Annotated in this window: 18 protein-coding genes; 4 read left to right on the forward strand and 14 right to left on the reverse strand. The window is 68.9% G+C overall.

The genetic code is table 11. The features are described 5' to 3' along the window. Position 1: 1 nt before the first annotated feature. The 10 genes from FGL91_RS03315 to FGL91_RS03360 all read right to left on the reverse strand — a co-directional run bounded on the left by FGL91_RS03315 (position 2) and on the right by FGL91_RS03360 (position 10,406). On the reverse strand, positions 2–871 hold the full coding sequence (locus tag FGL91_RS03315) for a dihydrodipicolinate synthase family protein (RefSeq protein ID WP_153243069.1): 870 nt from the start codon (positions 869–871) through the stop codon (positions 2–4). Continuing rightward, complete coding sequence (locus FGL91_RS03320) at positions 868–2,523, reverse strand: tripartite tricarboxylate transporter permease (RefSeq protein ID WP_131493610.1); 1,656 nt, start codon at positions 2,521–2,523, stop codon at positions 868–870. The genes FGL91_RS03315 and FGL91_RS03320 overlap by 4 nt, the downstream gene beginning before the upstream one ends. Then, on the reverse strand, positions 2,520–3,098 hold the full coding sequence (locus FGL91_RS03325; RefSeq protein WP_153243070.1) for a tripartite tricarboxylate transporter TctB family protein: 579 nt from the start codon (positions 3,096–3,098) through the stop codon (positions 2,520–2,522). The genes FGL91_RS03320 and FGL91_RS03325 overlap by 4 nt, the downstream gene beginning before the upstream one ends. A gap of 87 nt (positions 3,099–3,185) precedes the next feature. Next, positions 3,186–4,154 carry a tripartite tricarboxylate transporter substrate binding protein gene (locus FGL91_RS03330; RefSeq protein WP_131493612.1) on the reverse strand — a complete coding sequence of 323 codons (969 nt, stop codon included), beginning with the start codon at positions 4,152–4,154 and terminating at the stop codon, positions 3,186–3,188. Positions 4,155–4,275: 121 nt separating this feature from the next. Then, a complete protein-coding gene (locus FGL91_RS03335) occupies positions 4,276–4,938 on the reverse strand; it encodes a GntR family transcriptional regulator (protein WP_047519800.1) in 663 nt (220 codons plus the stop codon). Positions 4,939–4,987: 49 nt separating this feature from the next. After that, entirely contained in the window at positions 4,988–5,401 is a 414-nt protein-coding gene (locus FGL91_RS03340; RefSeq protein WP_194239355.1) for a heat shock protein transcriptional repressor HspR, read from the reverse strand. A gap of 40 nt (positions 5,402–5,441) precedes the next feature. After that, positions 5,442–6,425, reverse strand: a complete 984-nt coding sequence (locus tag FGL91_RS03345) for a DnaJ C-terminal domain-containing protein (protein ID WP_131493616.1) — start codon at positions 6,423–6,425, stop codon at positions 5,442–5,444. A 7-nt stretch (positions 6,426–6,432) separates the two neighbouring features. After that, positions 6,433–7,086, reverse strand: a complete 654-nt coding sequence (locus FGL91_RS03350; RefSeq protein ID WP_153243072.1) for a nucleotide exchange factor GrpE — start codon at positions 7,084–7,086, stop codon at positions 6,433–6,435. A 2-nt stretch (positions 7,087–7,088) separates the two neighbouring features. Continuing rightward, positions 7,089–8,954: a molecular chaperone DnaK gene (gene dnaK / locus FGL91_RS03355; RefSeq protein WP_153243073.1), complete on the reverse strand. Its 1,866-nt coding sequence runs from the start codon at positions 8,952–8,954 to the stop codon at positions 7,089–7,091. A gap of 102 nt (positions 8,955–9,056) precedes the next feature. Continuing rightward, positions 9,057–10,406 (reverse strand): HNH endonuclease signature motif containing protein, encoded by a 1,350-nt coding sequence (locus FGL91_RS03360; RefSeq protein WP_227991834.1) that lies wholly within the window; start codon positions 10,404–10,406, stop codon positions 9,057–9,059. Between the two features lie 171 nt (positions 10,407–10,577). On the opposite strand from FGL91_RS03360, the gene FGL91_RS03365 reads away from it, so the two are divergent. Then, positions 10,578–11,378 (forward strand): MerR family transcriptional regulator, encoded by an 801-nt coding sequence (locus FGL91_RS03365; RefSeq protein WP_153243074.1) that lies wholly within the window; start codon positions 10,578–10,580, stop codon positions 11,376–11,378. A gap of 29 nt (positions 11,379–11,407) precedes the next feature. On the opposite strand, the gene FGL91_RS03370 is transcribed toward FGL91_RS03365, so the two are convergent. Beyond that, a complete protein-coding gene (locus tag FGL91_RS03370; protein WP_153243075.1) occupies positions 11,408–11,869 on the reverse strand; it encodes a DUF3817 domain-containing protein in 462 nt (153 codons plus the stop codon). Positions 11,870–12,014: 145 nt separating this feature from the next. On the opposite strand from FGL91_RS03370, the gene FGL91_RS03375 reads away from it, so the two are divergent. Next, positions 12,015–12,935: a helix-turn-helix domain-containing protein gene (locus FGL91_RS03375; RefSeq protein ID WP_153243076.1), complete on the forward strand. Its 921-nt coding sequence runs from the start codon at positions 12,015–12,017 to the stop codon at positions 12,933–12,935. Positions 12,936–12,951: 16 nt separating this feature from the next. Here FGL91_RS03375 and FGL91_RS03380 read toward each other — a convergent pair whose 3' ends face one another. Beyond that, positions 12,952–14,148: an MFS transporter gene (locus FGL91_RS03380; RefSeq protein WP_153243077.1), complete on the reverse strand. Its 1,197-nt coding sequence runs from the start codon at positions 14,146–14,148 to the stop codon at positions 12,952–12,954. Between the two features lie 115 nt (positions 14,149–14,263). Between FGL91_RS03380 and FGL91_RS03385 the strand changes: the two genes are divergently transcribed. Together FGL91_RS03385 and FGL91_RS03390 are read left to right on the forward strand one after the other, a co-directional pair. Then, a complete protein-coding gene (locus FGL91_RS03385) occupies positions 14,264–15,373 on the forward strand; it encodes a hypothetical protein (RefSeq protein ID WP_153243078.1) in 1,110 nt (369 codons plus the stop codon). 187 nt (positions 15,374–15,560) lie between these two features. After that, positions 15,561–16,433 (forward strand): serine protein kinase RIO, encoded by an 873-nt coding sequence (locus FGL91_RS03390; protein WP_153243079.1) that lies wholly within the window; start codon positions 15,561–15,563, stop codon positions 16,431–16,433. Here the strand turns inward: FGL91_RS03390 and speB are convergent. Together speB and FGL91_RS03400 are read right to left on the reverse strand one after the other, a co-directional pair. Next, positions 16,427–17,383 (reverse strand): agmatinase, encoded by a 957-nt coding sequence (gene speB / locus FGL91_RS03395; protein ID WP_153243080.1) that lies wholly within the window; start codon positions 17,381–17,383, stop codon positions 16,427–16,429. The two genes, FGL91_RS03390 and speB, sit on opposite strands and share 7 nt — an antisense overlap. 48 nt (positions 17,384–17,431) lie before the next feature. Beyond that, positions 17,432–19,048, reverse strand: a complete 1,617-nt coding sequence (locus FGL91_RS03400) for a thiamine pyrophosphate-binding protein (RefSeq protein ID WP_153243081.1) — start codon at positions 19,046–19,048, stop codon at positions 17,432–17,434. Positions 19,049–19,053: the final 5 nt, after the last annotated feature.

The raw sequence follows: 19,053 nt of genomic DNA on the forward strand, positions 1-19,053 counted from the left end.
CTCACCGGTGCGCGGCCACCACCTCGGCGACGGCGGTGCGCTCGGCGGCACTCGGCTCGGCGATCGCCATGCGGCAGTGCGTGTCGACCACGTCGAGCACGCGGTAGGCCTCTTTCATGCGCGCCATGTCGCCGCCGATGAGGGCGACCACATCGTCGACCGCGGCCTGCGCAGCGGTGATGGCTGCCGCATCTCCGGCCCGCCCGGCGTCGGCGAGGGCGCGGAACGGTTTCGGCGTCACGGATGACACCCCGGAGACGACACCCTGGGCGCCCACCTCGACGGCGGCGATCAGGTCGCGGTCGGCGCCGGTGTAGAGCTCGAAGTCGGCGGGCACGACGGCGCGGTAGGCGGCGATGTCGTCGAGTGAGAGCTCGCTGATCTTGGCTCCCACCACGTTGGGCAGCTCCGCGAGCCGCACGAGGAGCTCCGGCGACACCGGGTTTCCACTCCGCGCCGGGTAGATGTACACGTACAGGCGCCCGTCGCCGACGGCGTCCGACACCGCACGGTAGTACTCGAAGATCGAGCCGTCCGTCGCCTTCAGGTAGTAGGGCGTGAGCGCGGCGAACTCGACGGCGCCCAGCTCACGGGCGATGCGGGTCAGGCGCACGGCCTCGAAGGTACTGGGCCGACCGACATGCACGACCACGCGCATCCGCTCCTTCAACTCGGCCAGAGCGGCTTCCACGATGGCCGCGAACTCGCCGGCATCCACAGCGGGGAACTCCCCCGTCGTTCCGAGCACGAAGGCCCCCTCGTTCCCCGAGTCGGCGACGAATCGGAAGATCGCACGCGAACCCTCGATGTCGAGGGTGCCGTCGCGGTGGAACGCGGTGGGCACGGCGGTCAGGATGTCGTAGCGGGTCACTTCTCGGTCTCCTCGGAGTTCTTGCGGGACGTGCGGGCACGACGCTTCGGGGCGTCGATGTTGCGGACGGTGGAGGTGAGCAGGTCGGGCTGCGCGGCGAGCTCGTCGTGCGCCTTCTCGATCTGCTGGATGCTGTCGTCGTGGAGGATGGAATCCGCGAGGGAGCCGCGCTCGGCACGGGGGCGACGAGCGGCACGGATCGCCGGCATCACGATCGAGAGCACCGCCAGGGCGAGGAGCACGAGCGCGATGGGGCTGACGACCTCGAAGAACGGACGCGTGGGCAGGATGGCCAGCGTGCGGGCGAGGTTCTCTTCGGCGAGCGGTCCGAGCAGGAGCCCGAGCACCACGGGGCCGGCCGGCACCTGCATGCGCTTGAGCATCACCCCGATCACACCGAAGACGAGCATCGTCACCACGGTCGAGAGGCTGTTGGAGGTGGCGTAGGTGCCGATGATGCAGAAGATCAGGATGCCGCTCCACAGGTACGGCTGCGGCACGTCGAGCAGCTTCACCATGCCCTTCATCCGCACCAGGCTCAGAGCGAGGGACAGGATCGTCGCGATCAGCATGATGCCGACGATCGAGACGACCAGGTCGGGGCGGTTCGTGAAGAGGGTGGGTCCGGGTGTGATGCCCCAGATGATCATGGAGCCGATCATCACGGCCATCACGGAGTCGCCGGGGATGCCGAGTGCCATGGTCGTGGTGAGGGAGCCGCCCAAGGTCGCGCTGGAAGCACTGTCGGACGCGGCGACGCCCTCGATCGATCCCTTGCCGAACATCTCCGGACGCTTCGACACCTTGCGCGCCCGTTCCCACCCGATGAGACCGGCGATGTCACCGCCCGCGGCGGGGATGAGACCGACACCGAGTCCGACCGCGCCGCCGACCGCCGTGGCACGACCGCTCTGCTTCAGCTCGGACCTGTTCGGCAGCCAGCGACCGAGGCTGGAGATGGGGCGCACGCGGGACGCGCGATGCGTGAGCAACTGGTCGAAGAGTTCCGCGATGCCGAAGAGGCCGATGATCACGGCGATGAAGTTCACGCCCTCGACGAGGTCGAGCACCCCGAAGGTGAAGCGCTGATCGGCCGTCGCGGCGTAGGTGCCGACGGTGCCGAGCATGAGGCCGAAGAGCCCGGCGAGGATGCCCTTGAGCATCGACTTCGACGAGATGCCGATCATGATCGAGATGCCGAACACCACGAGGGCGAACAGTTCGGGGGACTTGAAGTAGTCACGGGCGAAGCTGGCGATCGGGACGGCCGCGACCGCGAACAGCACCAGCGAGGCGAGGATCCCGACGGCCGAGACGATTGCGGAGATGGTGAGTGCGAGACCTGCCCTGCCCTGCTTGGCCATCGGATAGCCGTCGAGGGTGGTGGCGATGGAGGCGGGCGTTCCCGGAGTGTTGATGAGGATGGACGGCACCCGATCGCCGAAGTTCGCCGCGACGTAGATCGTCAGCAGCACGGCGAGGCCCTGCACGGGCTCGAGGGTCATGGTGAATCCCGCGGCGAGGGCGACGGCCATGGTCGCGGTGATGCCGGGGAAGGCGCCGACCATGAAGCCGAGCATGAGGCCGACGAGCATGTAGAGCAGGATCGAGATGTCGAGGAGCGAGTTCAGCCCCTCCAGGAGCGCGTTCACAGGGGGATCCTCAGGAGCAGCCCGAACACGACGTAGACGAACGCCGTGACGGAGGCGGAGTAGATGATCAGGCTCAGCCAGCGGCGGTGACCGTAGAGGAGCATGAGGGAGGCCATCAGCAGGGCTGCGGCGATCGGGAAGACCTCGATGCGGTACCCGAAGAGGATGACCGACCCCAGCGACCACAGCGCGATGAAGGCGCCCGTGATCACCAGCGTGGCGATCACGCGCAGGTAGCCTCCGGGCTGGATGCGCTCGAGGTCGTCACGACCGGGTGCGGGGCGGGTGATCGCGATGGCGAGCAGCGCGATGGCGACGACGACTCCGGTGACCCCGATGACGAGCGGCCAGAAGCGGGCATCGATCTGACCCGGAGCAGCCTCGCGGCGCAGCGGGATCTGCGTCGAGAGGAAGAGGTATCCGGCGGTGAACGCCAGGGCGAGGACGGCGAAGACGATCTCGAGAGGTCGCGACGCGGTCGCACCCTGGTACTCGTCGCCCGCGGAGGCGTCCGATGCGGAGACGTCCGCTGCGGAGGCGTCCGATGCGGAGGCGTCCGATGCAGAGGTCGACATGATGCTCCTTTCGTGATCCGAGAACTGAAGGAGAGCACTGCGGGGCCGGTGATGAGCCCGGCCCCGCAGTCTTCTCTACCGGGCTCCTCAGCCCAGGAGGTCCTTGAAGAGGTCGAACTGCTCGTCGACGAACGTCGTCCATTCGGCGGAGTCGCGGTACACGACCAGGTTTCCGGCGTCGGCCTGGAACTTCTGGTAGCTGTCGGATTCGACGGCCTCCTTGACGGCGGCTTCGAGCGTCGACTTCACGTCGTCGGGCAGACCCTTGGGCGCGTAGATGCCGCCCCAGCCTCCGAAGACGACGTCTTCGCCGATGGCCTCTTCGACCGTCTCGACGTCTTCCGCGTCGGGGTGGCGCTCGTCGTTCATGACGGCGAGGATGCGCACCGCGTCGCCCTGCGCGAGAGCCTCACCGAGGCCGGAGACGGCCGCGACGGTCTCGCCGGATGCGGCTGCGGCGACGGCCGTCGCTCCGCCGTCGTAGGGCACCGGAGTGAAGTCGGCGTCGGTCGCGGCACCGAGCCCGAGGGTCGCCGCCTCCCAGATGGAGCCGGCGCCGGAGTTCGCGACCGTGACGGCACCGGACTGCGCCTGGGCGACGAGGTCTTCCAGCGTCTCGATCCCGCTGTTCGCGCCGACGGTGACGACACCGGGGGCGAGCATGATCTGGCCGAGCAGGTCGAAGTCGTCCGGCAGCACGTCCGCGCTCTGCGTGGTGTTCAGCATCGCGATCTCGACGGGCGCGAATCCGATCACGTAGCCGTCGGGATCCTGCGCACCGACGTACTCCATCGCGAGCGCTCCGGCGGCACCCGGCATGTTCTCGGGGATGACGCTGACGTCGAGGATCTTCTCGAGCTCCGTGGCGAGTGCGCGCGACGAGAGGTCTGATCCTCCCCCGGGGTTGGCCTGGATGATGAGCCGGATGTCCTTCTCCGGGTAGGTCGATTCGGCGCCCTCGCCCTCTTCGACCTTGGTGCAGGCCGAGACGATGAGAGCGGTGGCTGCGAGGGCGGCGATCGCGGCAGCCGCCCGGGTGATGCGCTTGCGGGGCATCTTTGCTCCTCTACGTGGGTCGACCTTGTTGTCGACTCCCCCGACCGTAGCAGTGTTGACTGTTAACAGTCAACACTCGGACGATACGTGCGCCGCGAGGGCCGCAGGCACGGCCCTGCCCTCAGGCGTGGGTGGCGATCTCGCTCAGCATGCGTCGACGAGCACCGTCGAGATGCTCGGACAGCACCTTCGCCGCCTGCGCCGGCGTGCCGGTGCGCATCACCTGCATGAGCGTCACGTGATCATCGGAAGACTCGTGCAGGTCTTCGTCATGGTTGATCGTGACCTCGAGCAGCGCGGTGAACGTCGGGAGGTACTGATTCCATGCACCCTCGAGACGCGGGTGATCGGCGAGCGCGTAGATCTGCGAGTGGAACTCGAGATCCGCGGTGACGAATGCGGCATGGTCGCCGCGGTCCGCGGCCTCGCCCATGCGGTCGACGGCCGCCGCCATCGCGGCCCAGCGCGCCTCGTCGTCGACACGCATGGCCCGCGAGAGGGCGAGCTGTTCGAGCGCACCCCTCAGGCTGTACAGCTGATCGACGTCATCCCCCGTGAGTCCCACGATGTACACGCCGCGGGGACGCTGCACCTCGACGAGCTTCTCGAAGCTCAACTGGGTGAGCGCATCGCGCACGGGGCCACGGCTGACCGAGAACTCCTCGGCGAGCGCTTCCTCGGTGATCCGCGCGCCGGGGGCGAGTTCGCCTCGCACGATGCGCTGGCGGAGCACCCGTGCCACCTGGGCGCCGAGGGATTCTCCGCGCGTGACGGTCTGCGTCATGGTGACCTCCTGTTAACTGTTGACAGGATACACACCACGAGATCGGTGTCTAGGCGTGTCCGCGCGGATCCCAGAGCACGACGTCGGTCGAGCGGCGGATGCGACGGCCGCTCGGCACGGGCACCACCCCCGCGGATCCGGCGGCGAACACCCGCACGCCGGGGCGGTTCTCGCGCTCGGTGCGCAGAGCGCTCTCGAGTACCGCGATGCGGTTGCGCAGCGCCCGGTTCTCGTCTTCGAGGTCGAGCAGACGCGCGATCGCGGGGAGGCTCACACCTTCCGAAGAGAGCTGGGCGACCTCGCGCAGCTGTTCGATGTTGCGGGCAGAGTACCGACGCGAGCCGCCCGACGTCCGTCCGGGGACCACGAGTCCGATGCGGTCGTACTGCCGCAGGGTCTGCGGGTGGAGACCGGAGAGCTCGGCCGCCGCCGCGATCGCGAACACCGGGGTGTCAGCGTTCATCATGAACGCCTCCGACCCCGGTGCCCACTTCGACGCTCGGTCATCGACGCGCCTTCGCCATCAGCTCCGCCCGCGGATTCTCCGTGGGCTCGAGCTCCTGGAACTTCTCCAGGGCCTCCCGCGCGGCGTCGTCGAGGTGCGTGGGCACGGCGACCTGGAGTTCGGCGAGCAGGTCTCCGGTTCCCTTCGCCGTCGCCACACCGCGGCCCTTGACGCGCAGCACCCGCCCGGAGGGGGTGCCGGGAGCGACGCGGAGCTTGACCACGTCACCGCTGAGCGTCGGGACCTCGATCGTCGCGCCGAGGGTCGCCTCGGTGAAGGTCACCGGGACCACGACGCGCAGGTTGAGCCCGTCACGCGTGAAGACGGGGTGCGGGCGCACCGAGATCTGCACCACGATGTCGCCGCTCTCCCCGCCGTCGGGCGAGGGACGGCCACGACCGCGCAGACGGATCTTCTGTCCGTCTGCCACACCGGCAGGGATCTTCACCTTGAACGGCTTGCCGTCATCGCCCTGCAGGGAGATGGTCTCGCCCTGCACGGCGGTGACGAAGTCGAGCGTCGTGCGGGCGGTGACGTCGGCACCACGCTGCGGTCCGCCGAAGCCGCGGTAGCCACCGCTCGGCTGCCCGAAGCGTCCGCCTCCGAAGCTCGCACCCTGCCCCTGGTTGAACATCGCGAAGATGTCCTCGAAGTCGGCCGTCTGCCCTCGGCCCTGCTGGCCGAACCGGCTGAACACGTCTTCGAAGCCGCCGGCACCCTGGCCGCCCGCCGTGAAGCGGGCGCCGGAGCCCATCGCGCGGATCTCGTCGTACTCTTTGCGCTGTTCGGCGTCGGAGAGCACCGAGTAGGCCTCGCTGATCTCCTTGAACTTCGCCTCTGCTTTGGCATCACCCTGATTGGAGTCCGGGTGGTACTTCCGCGCAAGCTTGCGATACGTCTTCTTCAGATCCGCATCACTGACGTCCTTGGAGACCCCGAGGGTCTTGTAGAAGTCCTTGTCGAACCAATCCTGGCTGGCCATCGATCACCTACTCCGCAGGGACAGCGACGACGACCTTCGCGGGGCGCAGCTCGATGTCACCGAGGCGGTAGCCCACCTCGACGACCTCGAGGATCGTCGTCTTCTCGGCGCCGGGGGTCGGCTGCTGGAAGATGGCCTCGTGGCGCTGAGGGTCGAACTCCTCACCCTTCTCGCCGTATGCGGCCACCCCGAGACGCTCCACGACCGCACGCACCTTCTCGGCGATCACGGCGAAGGGCGTGCCCTCGACCAGGTCGCCGTGCTGAGCGGCACGGTCGAGGTCGTCGAGCACCGGGATGAGGCCCTTGGCGGCCTCGCCCTTCGCCCGCTCGATCTCGACCTGGCGCTGCTCCTCGGTGCGACGACGGTAGTTCGCGTACTCGGCCTGGAGGCGCTTGAGGTCGTTCAGCAGCGTCGACTCGAGGTCGGCGAGCACGGCGTCCTCCGCCGCGGCCTCACCGGTCTGCGTCGCTCCGAGGATGTCATCGACCGTGACGTCATCGACACCGTCTTCAGGAGTCTCGTCCGACCCCTCGGCGGCCTTCGCCTCGGTGGAGTCCGGGTTCTGCGGCGCGGGGCCGGACGCCTGAGCGTCCGACCCCTCGCTGCGACCTTCGGCGGACTCAGGATTCTGGTTCTCGTCGAAGTTCTTGTCCGTCATGATTACTTCTTCTCGTCCTCGTCGTCGACGACCTCGGCGTCGATGACGTCCTCGTCGGAGGAGGAAGCGTCACCGGTCGGGGCCTCGCCGTCAGCCGAAGCATCGGCAGCAGCATCCGCCTGCGAGGAGGCGTAGATGGCCTCGCCGAGCTTGGACTGCGACTGGTTGAGCTTGTCGAACGCGGTCTTCACGGCCTCGTCGTCTTCGCCCGCCAGCGCCGTCTTGAGCGCGTCGACGTCGGCCTTGACCTCGGTCTTCACGTCTTCGGGCAGCTTGTCGTCGTTCTCGGTGATCAGCTTGTCGATCGAGTACGCGAGCGTCTCGGCCTGGTTGCGGACCTCGGCTGCCTCACGGCGCACCTTGTCCTCAGCCGCGTGCTCCTCGGCCTCGCGCACCATGCGCTCGATGTCTTCCTTCGACAGCGAGGAGCCGCCGGAGATGACGATCGACTTCTCGGTACCGGTGCCCTTGTCCTTGGCGGACACGTGCACGATGCCGTTGGCGTCGATGTCGAACGTGACCTCGATCTGCGGGATGCCGCGGGGAGCGGGAGCGATCCCCGTGAGCTCGAACGTGCCGAGCGGCTTGTTGTCGCGGGTGAAGTCGCGCTCGCCCTGGAAGACCTGGATCGCGACGGACGGCTGGTTGTCGTCTGCCGTGGTGAAGGTCTCGCTGCGCTTGGTCGGGATGGCGGTGTTGCGCTCGATGAGCTTGGTCATCATGCCGCCCTTGGTCTCGATGCCGAGGCTCAGCGGGGTGACGTCGATGAGGAGGACATCCTTGCGCTCACCCTTGAGGACACCGGCCTGGAGAGCGGCGCCGACGGCGACGACCTCATCCGGGTTGACGCCCTTGTTCGCGTCCTTGCCGGTCTCGCGCTTGACGAGCTCGGCGACCGCGGGCATACGGGTGGAACCACCGACGAGCACGATGTGGTCGATCTCGGACACCTTGATGCCGGCTTCGCGGATGACATCCTCGAACGGCTTCTTGGTGCGGTCGAGCAGGTCCTTCGTGAGGTCCTCGAACTTCGCGCGGGTGATCGTCTCGGAGAGCGAGACCGGGCCGGACTCCGTCAGCGACAGGTACGGCAGGTTGATGCTCGTCGAGGTGGAGGAGGAGAGCTCCTTCTTCGCCTGCTCCGCGGCCTCCTTGAGGCGCTGCAGCGCGATCTTGTCACCCGCGACGTCGACGCCCGTGGTCTCCTTGAACTGCTTGATCAGGTAGTCGACGAGACGCTGGTCCCAGTCGTCTCCACCGAGACGGTTGTCACCGGCGGTCGCACGCACCTGGATCGTGGAGAAGTCATCGTCCTTGCCCACCTCGAGCAGCGAGACGTCGAACGTTCCGCCACCGAGGTCGAAGACCAGGATGAGCTCGTCTTCCTTGCCCTTGTCGAGGCCGTAGGCCAAAGCGGCCGCGGTCGGCTCGTTGATGATGCGCAGGACGTTGAGACCCGAGATCTCCCCGGCCTCCTTGGTGGCCTGACGCTCGGCGTCGTTGAAGTACGCGGGGACGGTGATGACCGCATCGGTCACGGTGTCACCCAGGTACGCCTCGGCGTCGCGCTTGAGCTTCATGAGGATGCGCGCGGAGATCTCCTGCGGCGTCCACTTCTTGCCGTCGACGTCGAAGCTCCAGTCGGTGCCCATGTGGCGCTTGACGGAAGCGATCGTCCGGTCGACGTTGGTGACGGCCTGGCGCTTCGCGGTCTCACCGACGAGCACCTCCCCGTCCTTGGTGAAGGCCACGACCGAGGGGGTCGTGCGGAAGCCCTCGGCGTTGGCGATGACCTTGGGCTCGCCACCCTCGAGGACGCTGACGACGGAGTTGGTGGTTCCGAGGTCGATACCGACAGCACGTGCCATGTGTTCTCTCCTTTGTTGGAAGTTCGTTGGGATCGGAAATCTGCGGCGATCAGGGAAACCTGAGTCGCGATGACTCAACTGTACGCCGACGCTTCGCGGGTGTCAAATCAACTTGATACGACTCGGCTCAACTTTTTCAGAAGGGCGCGAGAATCGCCGGATCCTCCGTGAACGTGACGGTGTTCTGGGGCGGGGCCGGTCGACGTAGACCTTGCCGGTCGGGCTCGTCCAGGCGTAGACGCCACCACCCAGGGGCTCGACCGCCCACGGCGAATGATGCTTGAGCACGTGATGGCGACGACACAGGTGACCGAGGTTCGACTCCTCGGTGGCTCCCCCGAGCGCGGCCTCGTGATGATGGTCGATGTCACAGTCCACGGACGCGTACCCGCAGGTGGGGAATCGGCACCGCTGATCCCTCGCCCTCAGATGCCGCTTCAGATCCGGACCGGGACGATAGCGGTCGACCGCGAGCACCGCGCCGGTGATGGGGTGGGTGAGGATCCGGTCCCAGCCCGCTGCCGCGCCGGCGATCCGGCGGGCGGTCGCGGGGTCGACCGGAGTGCGGCCGTTCAGCTCGGCCGGAGTCGAGTCCTCGCCGATCAGCGTCGTGACGGGGACCGTGATCGACACCGTTCCGCGAATCGTCGCCAGGAGCCCCTCGCCGCGATCATGTCCGGCCGGAGCGCCGGTGAGGAGCAGGTCGAGAGCGAGATCGGCGCGGCGCTGCGCGAGGGTGCGCTCGTCCGGCTCGGGAGCCGGGAGCTCCGTGGATTCACACTCCGGGTGCTCACGCTCCGGGGACTCGTGCTCCTGCACCGCCTCGGCCATCTGCGTGAGCCGCTCGAAGACCCCGTGCACGAGCGCCGACGGACCGAGCAGGCCGAGCTGCGTCATCCCGTCTCCGACGTCTTTCACCCACACGGATCTCTTCTCCCGCGCATCGAGGTGCCGCTCATCGATCGACCGCGCCTGGAACCGTTCGGCCACCCGCCGAGCCATTCGGCCGACACGAGCGGGAGACTCGGTCTCGGCGAAGGGGATGATCTGAGTCGCATAGGCGGCGCGGCTTGCCGCATCGGGGAGGTGCTCACCCGCTTCGCAGACGACTCGGGCGTGCGCCGCGCTGATGCGACCCGCCCCCTGCGCCTCCCAGACCAGCGGGAAGTGCTCCACGACCCAGGCCGCGTCGGCCATCCGGCGCTGCACCGTTCGATCACTCACCCGCAGGGCCGTGGCGAACTCCGCGGCGACCGTGCGGGCCGACATGTCTCCGTGGTCGGGATGCTCCGCCTGCGCGGCTACATCGAGCGCGAGCCGCGACCCGACCGCCAGGATGCCGTCTCGCGCGGCCTGCAGACTGCTGATCGTGCGCTCGACCTCGACGAGCATCTCGGTGAGCGCAGCGAGGGCGTCCACCTGCTCGAGGGTCGCATCCGCCAGCGCTGTCATACCTTCAGTGAACCAGGGACCACCGACATTGAAACGCCCAGATCAGCACCAGAAACCAAGATACCGGAATGGGGCGGGGAGCACCTTCCCCTCCGCCCTGGACGAGCCGACCGCAGACCGGACCGAGGCGATACTTGACCCTGACACGGTGGCAGACGGGAGAACAGACATATGTTGTCCATCGGAGCGTTCGCGCAGATCGGCCAGGTGACCCACCGCATGCTGCGGCACTGGGACACGGCCGGACTGCTCGTGCCCGCCCACGTGGACGAGTTCAACGGCTACCGCTCCTACGACCCGTCGCAGTTGGAAAGGCTGCACCGGATCGTCGCCCTGCGCCAGCTGGGCTTCGGCCTCGACGACATCTCGGCCATCCTCGAACGGGGAGTCGATGCCGAGCGCATCGCCTCCCTGCTGCGGATCCGCCGCGCAGAGGTCGAGCAGGAGCATCGGATCGCCGCGGAGAGACTCGTCGACGTGGAGAGGCGCCTCCACCTCATCGAGAGAGAGAAGCACATGTCACGGATCGAGATCGTCGAGAAGCCCCTGCCCGCCGTCCGGCTCGCCGCCCTCCGCACGGTCGTCCCCGATCAGCCGGCCGTCGCCGGTGTGGTCGGTTCCGCCTTCGACGCGGTGGCGGACGCCATCGGCGGCGAACATCCCCTGACCACACCGATCGCCCAGTACACGACGCTCGACGACGGACTGGAGGTCATCGTCGGCTACACATATGCGGGCCCCGCGCGTGAGGAGTTCGACATCATCGAGCTCCCTGCGGCGGATGAAGCCGTCTGCGGCATCCACCTCGGCTCGATGGGGCACATAGCGGAGAGCTGGCAGGCGATCCACGCCGAGATCTTCGCTCGCGGCCTCGTGCACGACGGTCCGTGCAGGGAGCTCTACGTCCGCGCCGTCGGCGACGACCAGCCCGATTGGGTCACCGAACTGCAGCAGCCCGTCCGACGCGCCTGAGCGGAATCACGCACTGAACGTGTGCGGGCTCACTTGCCGCCGGGAGGACCGATCAGCAGCAGGATGACGTAGAGCGCGACGATGCCGACCACGAGTAGCACCGCGAGCACCCACGGCCGCTGCAGGAACCACCGCATCAGCCGGTCGTACCACCGTCGATCACGCGGATCCTCAGTCGCCGCGAGGCGCCAGGCTCCGGTGAGCCGGCCGGTGCGGTGCAGCCAGATCTCCATCGGGATGGTCGCGTAGGGCACGACGGCGCTCGCGACGGCGAGCACGCCGACCCCGACATGCCAGCGCTGGTTCAGGGCGACCAGGATCGCCGTCGCCGCATAGCTCAGGAAGATGAATCCGTGGATGCCTCCACCCACGGTCACCACCACGCCGGGGGCGCCGACGGCGCGGGCGATGATCGCGCCGATCAGGATCGTCCAGGTGATCGCCTCCGCGATCGCGAGGACTCGGTACAGAAGGTCGGGGGTGCGGAACACGGTACTCCTCGGGTGGGGTGCTTCCACCGTATCCGTCCCTCCATCCCCCTCGAATCAACCGAATGGTTGAGTCCGTCAAGACGGTGCGACCCGTCTCGCGCACCGACGGCGGAATAGCAGCCCGCGCGACGACGTTGCCGAAGGCATGGTGACAGTGGATGCGGATGCGCTCTCGCACGTGCTCGGTGCGGTCGATCTCCGCGTCGGCATCGGACGCCGATCCTCGCTCACCGCGGGAGCACTGCTGCCGATCCCCACCGACACCATCACCCTGGTCTACATCGTCGCGGGCGCCGTGCGGGGGCATCCTCCGCTCGGAGACGGCTGCCGTCTCGACGTCGACCCCGATTCGCGGCGACTCCGGCTCGACAACACGGAGGCGCGCCATGACCTGCTCGTGACGGGCGATGCGTTCCTGACCCTCGGCCGGTCGCCGTTCGCGCTCGAGGCACACGACGAGACGATCCTCATGATCGCCGACATCGAGCTCGCAGATGTCGCGTCACCCCTGCCCGCACTGCTGCCCCCGTTCCTCACCGTGACCGGCTTCGACGCCGTGGAGCCCGCCGCCGCCGCCCTCGCCCTGAACATGGGGGTGATCGACCACACGGTCACACCGGCCCGCCAGGGGGACCCGGTGATCTGCCGCCTGATGGCGACGACCGTCCTGTTGTCGGTCATCCGCGCCTGGGCGGCGAACGGCTGCGCGCCCACCGGCTGGCCTTCCCTGTCGAGCGACCCCTTCCTCGACCGCGTGGTCGACGCCATCCACGAGGAGCCGGGGCGCGACTGGACGGTCGAGCGCCTCGCCGGGATCGGGGCGATGTCGCGCTCGACCTTCGCCGAGCGGTTCCGCAGCGTTGTCGGACGCTCACCCGCCGACTACGTCACCGAGGTGCGGGTCGATGCGGCGAAGCGGATGCTCGATGCCGGACGCTCCGTCTCGGACATCTCCCGCGAGCTGGGCTACGCCTCGGACGAGGGATTCAGCCGCGCATTCCGACGACGCACCGGGCAGACCCCCTCGTCCTGGCGCCTCACCAACCGCACTCCGGTCCCGGCCTGAGCGGCACCCGCCCGGGTCAGGCTCTGCTGCTGACCCGATTCGATGCGCCGAACAGCACCGCGCCGGCGAGCAGCGCGACGGCACCGATCACGTAGACCAGTTCGACGCTCAGAGTGTCCACGAGCAGTCCACCGATGCCGGCGGCGAGCGTGATCGCGCCCTGGAACCCCACGACGACCAGGCTGCCCCCGGCTTCGAGCCGATCGGGCATCCGGTGTCCGACCCAGGTGTTCACGACGATCAGCCAGGACGAGAAGAAGAAGCCCCACACCAGCACGACGATGCCCACGCCGACGATCGATCCGGAGAAGAGGATCATCGCGGTCACCGACACGGCGATCACCAACGGCGCGAACACCGCGAAGAAGGCGAACGTGCGGTCGATGACGAGCCCGATCGTGATGTTGCCGAGCAGTCCGCCGACGCCGAACAGCGCGAGCAGCACGACGATGGTCGAGGCGTCGACGTCGGGGATGCGCTCCAGCGCGAGGCGCACGTAGGTGTAGGCGAGGAAGTGCCCGAGGACCACGAGCACATGCCCGACCATGCCGAGGCCGATGCCCGGGCGGCGCAGGGTGTCGACGAGCAGTCGCAGACTCGACGCCTGCTCCGCCGGAACGGACGGCAGCGCGAACCGCAGCACGGCCGCGAGCACGACCATCAGCACGCCCGCGAGAGCGAAGACGGTCCGCCAGTCCATGAGCTCACTGAGCATGACGCCGAGGGGCACGCCCGCGACCGTCGCCAGCGACACCCCGGCGGAGGTGAACATGACGCCGCGGCCGAGATTCGCGGGTCCCGCGAGGCGCGCTGCCACGGTGATCGACATCGCCCAGTACGCGCTGATCGCGGCGCCCAGCAGGAAGCGCGCCAGCAGCACGATGATCAGATTCGGCGCGATCGCCACGATGAGGTTCGACACGGCCGCGGCGAGCGCCATCCACAGCAGCAGCGACCGTCGGTCGAGGCGCGGGAAGATCAGTCCGACCGTCGGGGCGACGACGAGTCCGACGAGCGCGGTCACGGTGACGGTCTGTCCTGCCTGGCCCGGGGTGACCCCGAGGCCGTCGGCCATCTCGGTGAGCACACCGTTGGGCAGGAACTCGGCCGTGACCAGCAGGAAGCCCATCAGCATGAGCACGATCAACCCGCCGTAGCGGATGCGGGGCGCCGCAGAGGAAGACACGGTGGGAACGGGGGCTGTCGTGGTCATGGTTCCACGCTCGCAGGATCCTGATACCGCCGCCCGACCAGGCGTCCGCGGCATCCGACCGATCGTCCGGAGCGATCCCGGCGGGTTCTCAGCCGGACCCCGCAGAGTGGTCGGCATGCAGGAACGGGATACTGGAGCACGGCGACGGACGGTGCGCGGTGCCCTGACCGTCGCGGGGATCATGCTCGTCGCCGGTTGCACCCCGCAACCCGTGGTCGGTCCGGACGACTGGGCGCTGGAGCCCGTCCCCTTCCAGAGTTCCTTCACCGGATCCGGGGCGCACGCTGAGCCGGCCGGGCACCCGATCGATCTGGCCTACGGGATGCACGTGCTGTCGGCCGATGGGGAGGGCGGATTCTGGACCGCATCTGCCGGGTCGTGGCTGCACGTCGGGGCTGGGGGCGAGACGCTCGCCCGGTTCGACACCGAACCCGACGACCCGCTCACGACGGTCTCGGCGATGGCCCCGCTTTCGGCGACCGAGCTCGTGGTGTTGCGCGGGGATCGCGCTCACGTGATGCCGATGATCTCCGTGGTGGACATGACCACCATGACGACACGGGACCTGCCGGGCGACGACGTGGGCGACGACGGCGACTTCGACTTCGGAGACTTCGAGTTCGGCGACGTGGCCGTGCACGACGGCGACGCGATCGTGGTGCGGTACCAGCCGCGCCCTCCCGCCGAGTACCTCGACTACGAGGTGCTCCGCATCGACCTCGACAGTGGCGCACGAAGCCTGCTGCACAGCGAACCGATCGAACTCGATGATGCACCGGGCGCCCGGCCCGGGGTCCCTCCGATCGGCATCGATGTCGACGATGCCGGACGCGTGTATCTCGCGACCCCTTCCGCACGGATCGTGCTCGCCGCCGACGGGACGGAATTGCGCAGAGAACCCCAGGTCGCGAACCGTCCTTTGGTCGCCGTCGCTCCCGACGGGACGGCGCTGTGGTGGGGCGGAGCGCCGGAGCGGACCGCAGCGCAGAGCGTGATCGTGGGTGGTTCCGCGCAAGCGCGGGCAGCCGTCGAGGACCGCAGGGACTGCCCAGCGACCGCGCCGCGCAGCGATGGCCTCCGCCTCGCCGATGCCGCCGGACAGCATCCGCTGCCGTTCCTGTGCGGCGCGAACGCCGCCGCGTGGACGGGTGGCTCTTGGATCGTCGCGACCGGCGGAGAAGGCGACGGCGTGCTCGTCCGGCTCACTCCGCCGGTCGGGCGTTGACCACCGCCTCTGGACACGCTCGCCGCGGACGCCCTATGCTCGACGACGCACCGGGACGCGCCCGGGAAGCCCGAGCGGAAGGAGCCGAAGAGATGAACACGGTCTTTGTCGCGTTTTCCGCCGACCACCTTCCCCTCGAGGCCACCCGCTCCTGATCCTGGCGTGGCCTCCCCTCCTGGAGCCACACTTGTCTGATCCCTCCGCTTCCTCGGAAGCCGCGTCGTTCGACGCCTCCTCCTTCGAAACCCTCGAAACCGAACTCTCCTTCGCCGACGTCGACCCCGGTGAGGGCCAGCGCTGGTCCACGTGGCCGGCGATCACCCCGTCCGAGCGCGGGCCCGAGCCGTGGCCCGCGTGGGTGGTGACCTCCGCCGGTGCGCTCGACACCGAGCGGGGCGTCCTCAAGACCGGCAAAGAGGCCGACGTGTTCCTGATCGAGCGCGCCGTGCCCGGTGATCCGGCGCAGCACACCCTGCTCGCCGCGAAGCGCTATCGCAGCGCCGAGCACCGCAGCTTCCACCGGTCCTCGACGTACACGGAGGGGCGCAGCACCCGGAACACCCGTGACACCCGCGCCCTCGCCAAGAAGTCGAGCCACGGTCGCGACGTGGCAGCCGCGCAGTGGTCCTTCGCCGAGTTCGAGGCGCTGTGCCGGATGTGGGAGCTCGGCGCGCCCGTGCCGTACCCCGTGCAGGTGAACGGCACCGAGGTGCTGATGGAGTTCCTCGGCGACGCCGACGGCACGGCCGCACCCCGGCTCGCCCAGTCACGCGGCGACCGTGCCGCGCTTCAGGAGTGCTACGCGCAGGTCGTCGATCTGATGCGGATCTTCGCCGCAGCCGGCTTCGCCCACGGCGACCTCTCCGCGTACAACCTGCTCGTGCATGAGGGCCGGGTGCGGGTGATCGACCTGCCGCAGATCGTCGACATCATCGCGAACCCGCAGGGACTCGACCTGCTGCATCGCGATTGCGTGAACATCTGCGAGTGGTTCACCCGACGCCGCGTCGACGCCGACCCCGAGGAACTGTTCGCCGAGCTTCTCGCGGCGCTCTACTGAGAGTCAGACGCCAGGCGGGCGGCCAGCAGCGTCACGAGCTCGTACACCACATGGCTCGCGGCGATGCCGGTCATCTGCGCGTGATCGTAGGCAGGCGACACCTCGACCACGTCCGCGCCGACGATGTTCTGCGACGTCAGGGCACGCAGGATCCTCAGCAGCTCCCGGCTCGTGAGCCCCCCGGCCTCGGGCGTACCGGTGCCGGGCGCGTGGGCGGGGTCGAGCACGTCGATGTCGATCGACACGTACAGCGGCTTGTCGCCGATGCGCTGGAGGATGCGGGCGATGCCGGCCTCGACGCCGTGCTCCTCGATGTATTCGCTCGACACGATCGAGAAGCCCAGGCGCTCGTCGTCCTCCAGGTCCTGCTTCGAGTACAGGGGGCCTCGCGTGCCGACGTGGCAGCTGGAGGTGAGGTCGATCAGTCCCTCCTCGCTCGCGCGACGGAAGGGGGTGCCGTGGGTGACGGGTGCCCCGAAGTAGGTGTCCCACGTGTCGAGATGCGCGTCGAAGTGCAGCACGGCGACGGGGCCGTGCTTCGCGGCGACCGCGCGCAGCAGGGGCAGCGCGACCGTGTGGTCCCCGCCGATCGTGACGATGCGCTGCACCTGCTCGCCGAGGGCCAGGGCCGCGCGCTCGACCTCGGTCACGGCTTCCGTGAGGTCGAAGGGGTTGACCGGGATGTCACCCGCATCCACGACCTGTGCGATCGCGAACGGCGACACGTCCTGCGCGGGGTTGTACGGCCGCAGCAGTCGCGAGGACTCGCGCACGTGCGACGGACCGAACCGCGTGCCCGGTCGGTAGCTGACGCCCGAGTCGAACGGGATGCCCACGACCGCGATGTCGGCGCGCGGAACATCTTCGATCCGCGGCAGCCGCGCGAAGGTGGCGATACCGGAGTAGCGGGGGTTCACGGACGCGTCGATGGGGCCCACGTTCTCGGTCATGGCTCGTTCCTGTTCGTCGGGGAGGTCAAGAGAGGGAGGTCACGGAGTTCAGAGGGCGCTCTGCGGGAGGTGCACCAGCTGCACGCCGCCCTCGGCGATCGCGGCCCGGATGCTCGAGGCGATGTCCTCGCGGCGCTCCACCCGGCGCCCGGTCGCGCCGAAGGCCGTGGCGAGCGCCGCCCAGTCGGGCTGCACCAGGTCGACGCCGATGGGGGTCATGCCCCGATCGATCTCGTTCTGACGGATCTCGGCGTACCCGCCGTTGTCGACGCACACGATCGTGACGTCGAGACGCTGCTCGACCGCGGTGACCAGCTCGTTCACGCAGAACATCAGCGCGCCGTCGCCGATCACCGTGACGACCGGATGCTCCGTCTGCGCGACTCTGGCGCCGATCGCCGCCGGGAGGCCGTAGCCGAGCGTCGCGTAGGTGGGGGTGTAGAGCAGCGAGTGCGGATGGGCCGACTGCAGCACGCTGCCCAGCGCCATATAGACGATCTGGGACGAGTCGCCCGCGACGATCGCATCCTCGGGAAGGGCGTCGGCGATGATCTCGGCCAGGGCGACCGCCTCGGGCGCGGTCTCGCGCATCTCGGCGGCGATCGCGCTCCGCTCGGCGGTGAGGTCGCGCGGCGGGCGGGCTTCGTCCGGGACGACGGCCAGCAGCGCCTCCGCGACGGCAGCCGCGTCGCCCGTGATCCCCACCGTCGCGGCGAGGTTCTTGTCGCGCTGCCTCGGCGAGATGTCGACCCGGATCACGGATCCGCGGGCTTCGAGCCGCGGCGCCCACAGCTCTGCCTCACCGAGCTTCGAGCCGACCACGAGCAGCACATCGGCATCCTCCGCGACGGCGCGGGCCGCAGCGAGGCGCAGATTCGAGCCGAGCGAGAGCGCGTGCTGCTCATCGACCACGCCCTTGCCGTTCAGGGTGGTGAGCACCGGAGCGCCGAGTCGCTCGGCGAGGGTCGTGACCTCGTGCGTGGCATCCACCGCTCCCCCACCGGCGACGATCACCGGGGTCTTCGCGACGACGAGCAGACGTGCCGCCTCGGCGAGCGCTGCCGGATCCCCGGACGCGCGCGCCGCGACCGGGCGGGGCCGGCGCGCCTCGGCGGAGACCTCGGCCGGCGCCTCCAGCACGTCGAGGGGGATCTCGATGTGCACGGGCCGGGGACGCCCGGTGCGGAACAGCGTGAACGCATCATGGACGGCATCCACCGCCTCGGCGGCACTGGTCACCCGACGCGACCACTCGGCGATCGCGCCGACCATGGCCGTGGCATCCTTCGTCTCGTGGAGCGTGCCGACATCGGCGAACTCGGCGCCGAGCGGCACTCCCGGGGAGAGGACGATGAGGGGTCGCGATTCGCAGAACGCGGTGCCGATCGCGCTCATGGCGTTCTGCAGGCCGGGGCCGGACGTGGTGATGACCACGCCGGGGAGTCCGGTCTGCTGTGCCCAGCCGTCGGCCCCGTAGCCGGAGCCCTGCTCGTGACGGTTCGTGACGGCACGGATCCCGAGCTCGGCGAGCGGCCGGTACAGCTCCAGATTGTGGGTGCCGGGGATGCCGAAGATCGCGGTCACACCGTAGGCGCGGATGGTCTCCAGGACCGCCCGGCCCGCGGTGTCGGCGTACTGCTCAGCCGTCGTGGTGTCGGAGTTCATCGGAT

It is taken from the genome of Microbacterium sp. CBA3102, assembly GCF_007954505.1.
Classification (GTDB): domain Bacteria; phylum Actinomycetota; class Actinomycetes; order Actinomycetales; family Microbacteriaceae; genus Microbacterium; species Microbacterium aurugineum.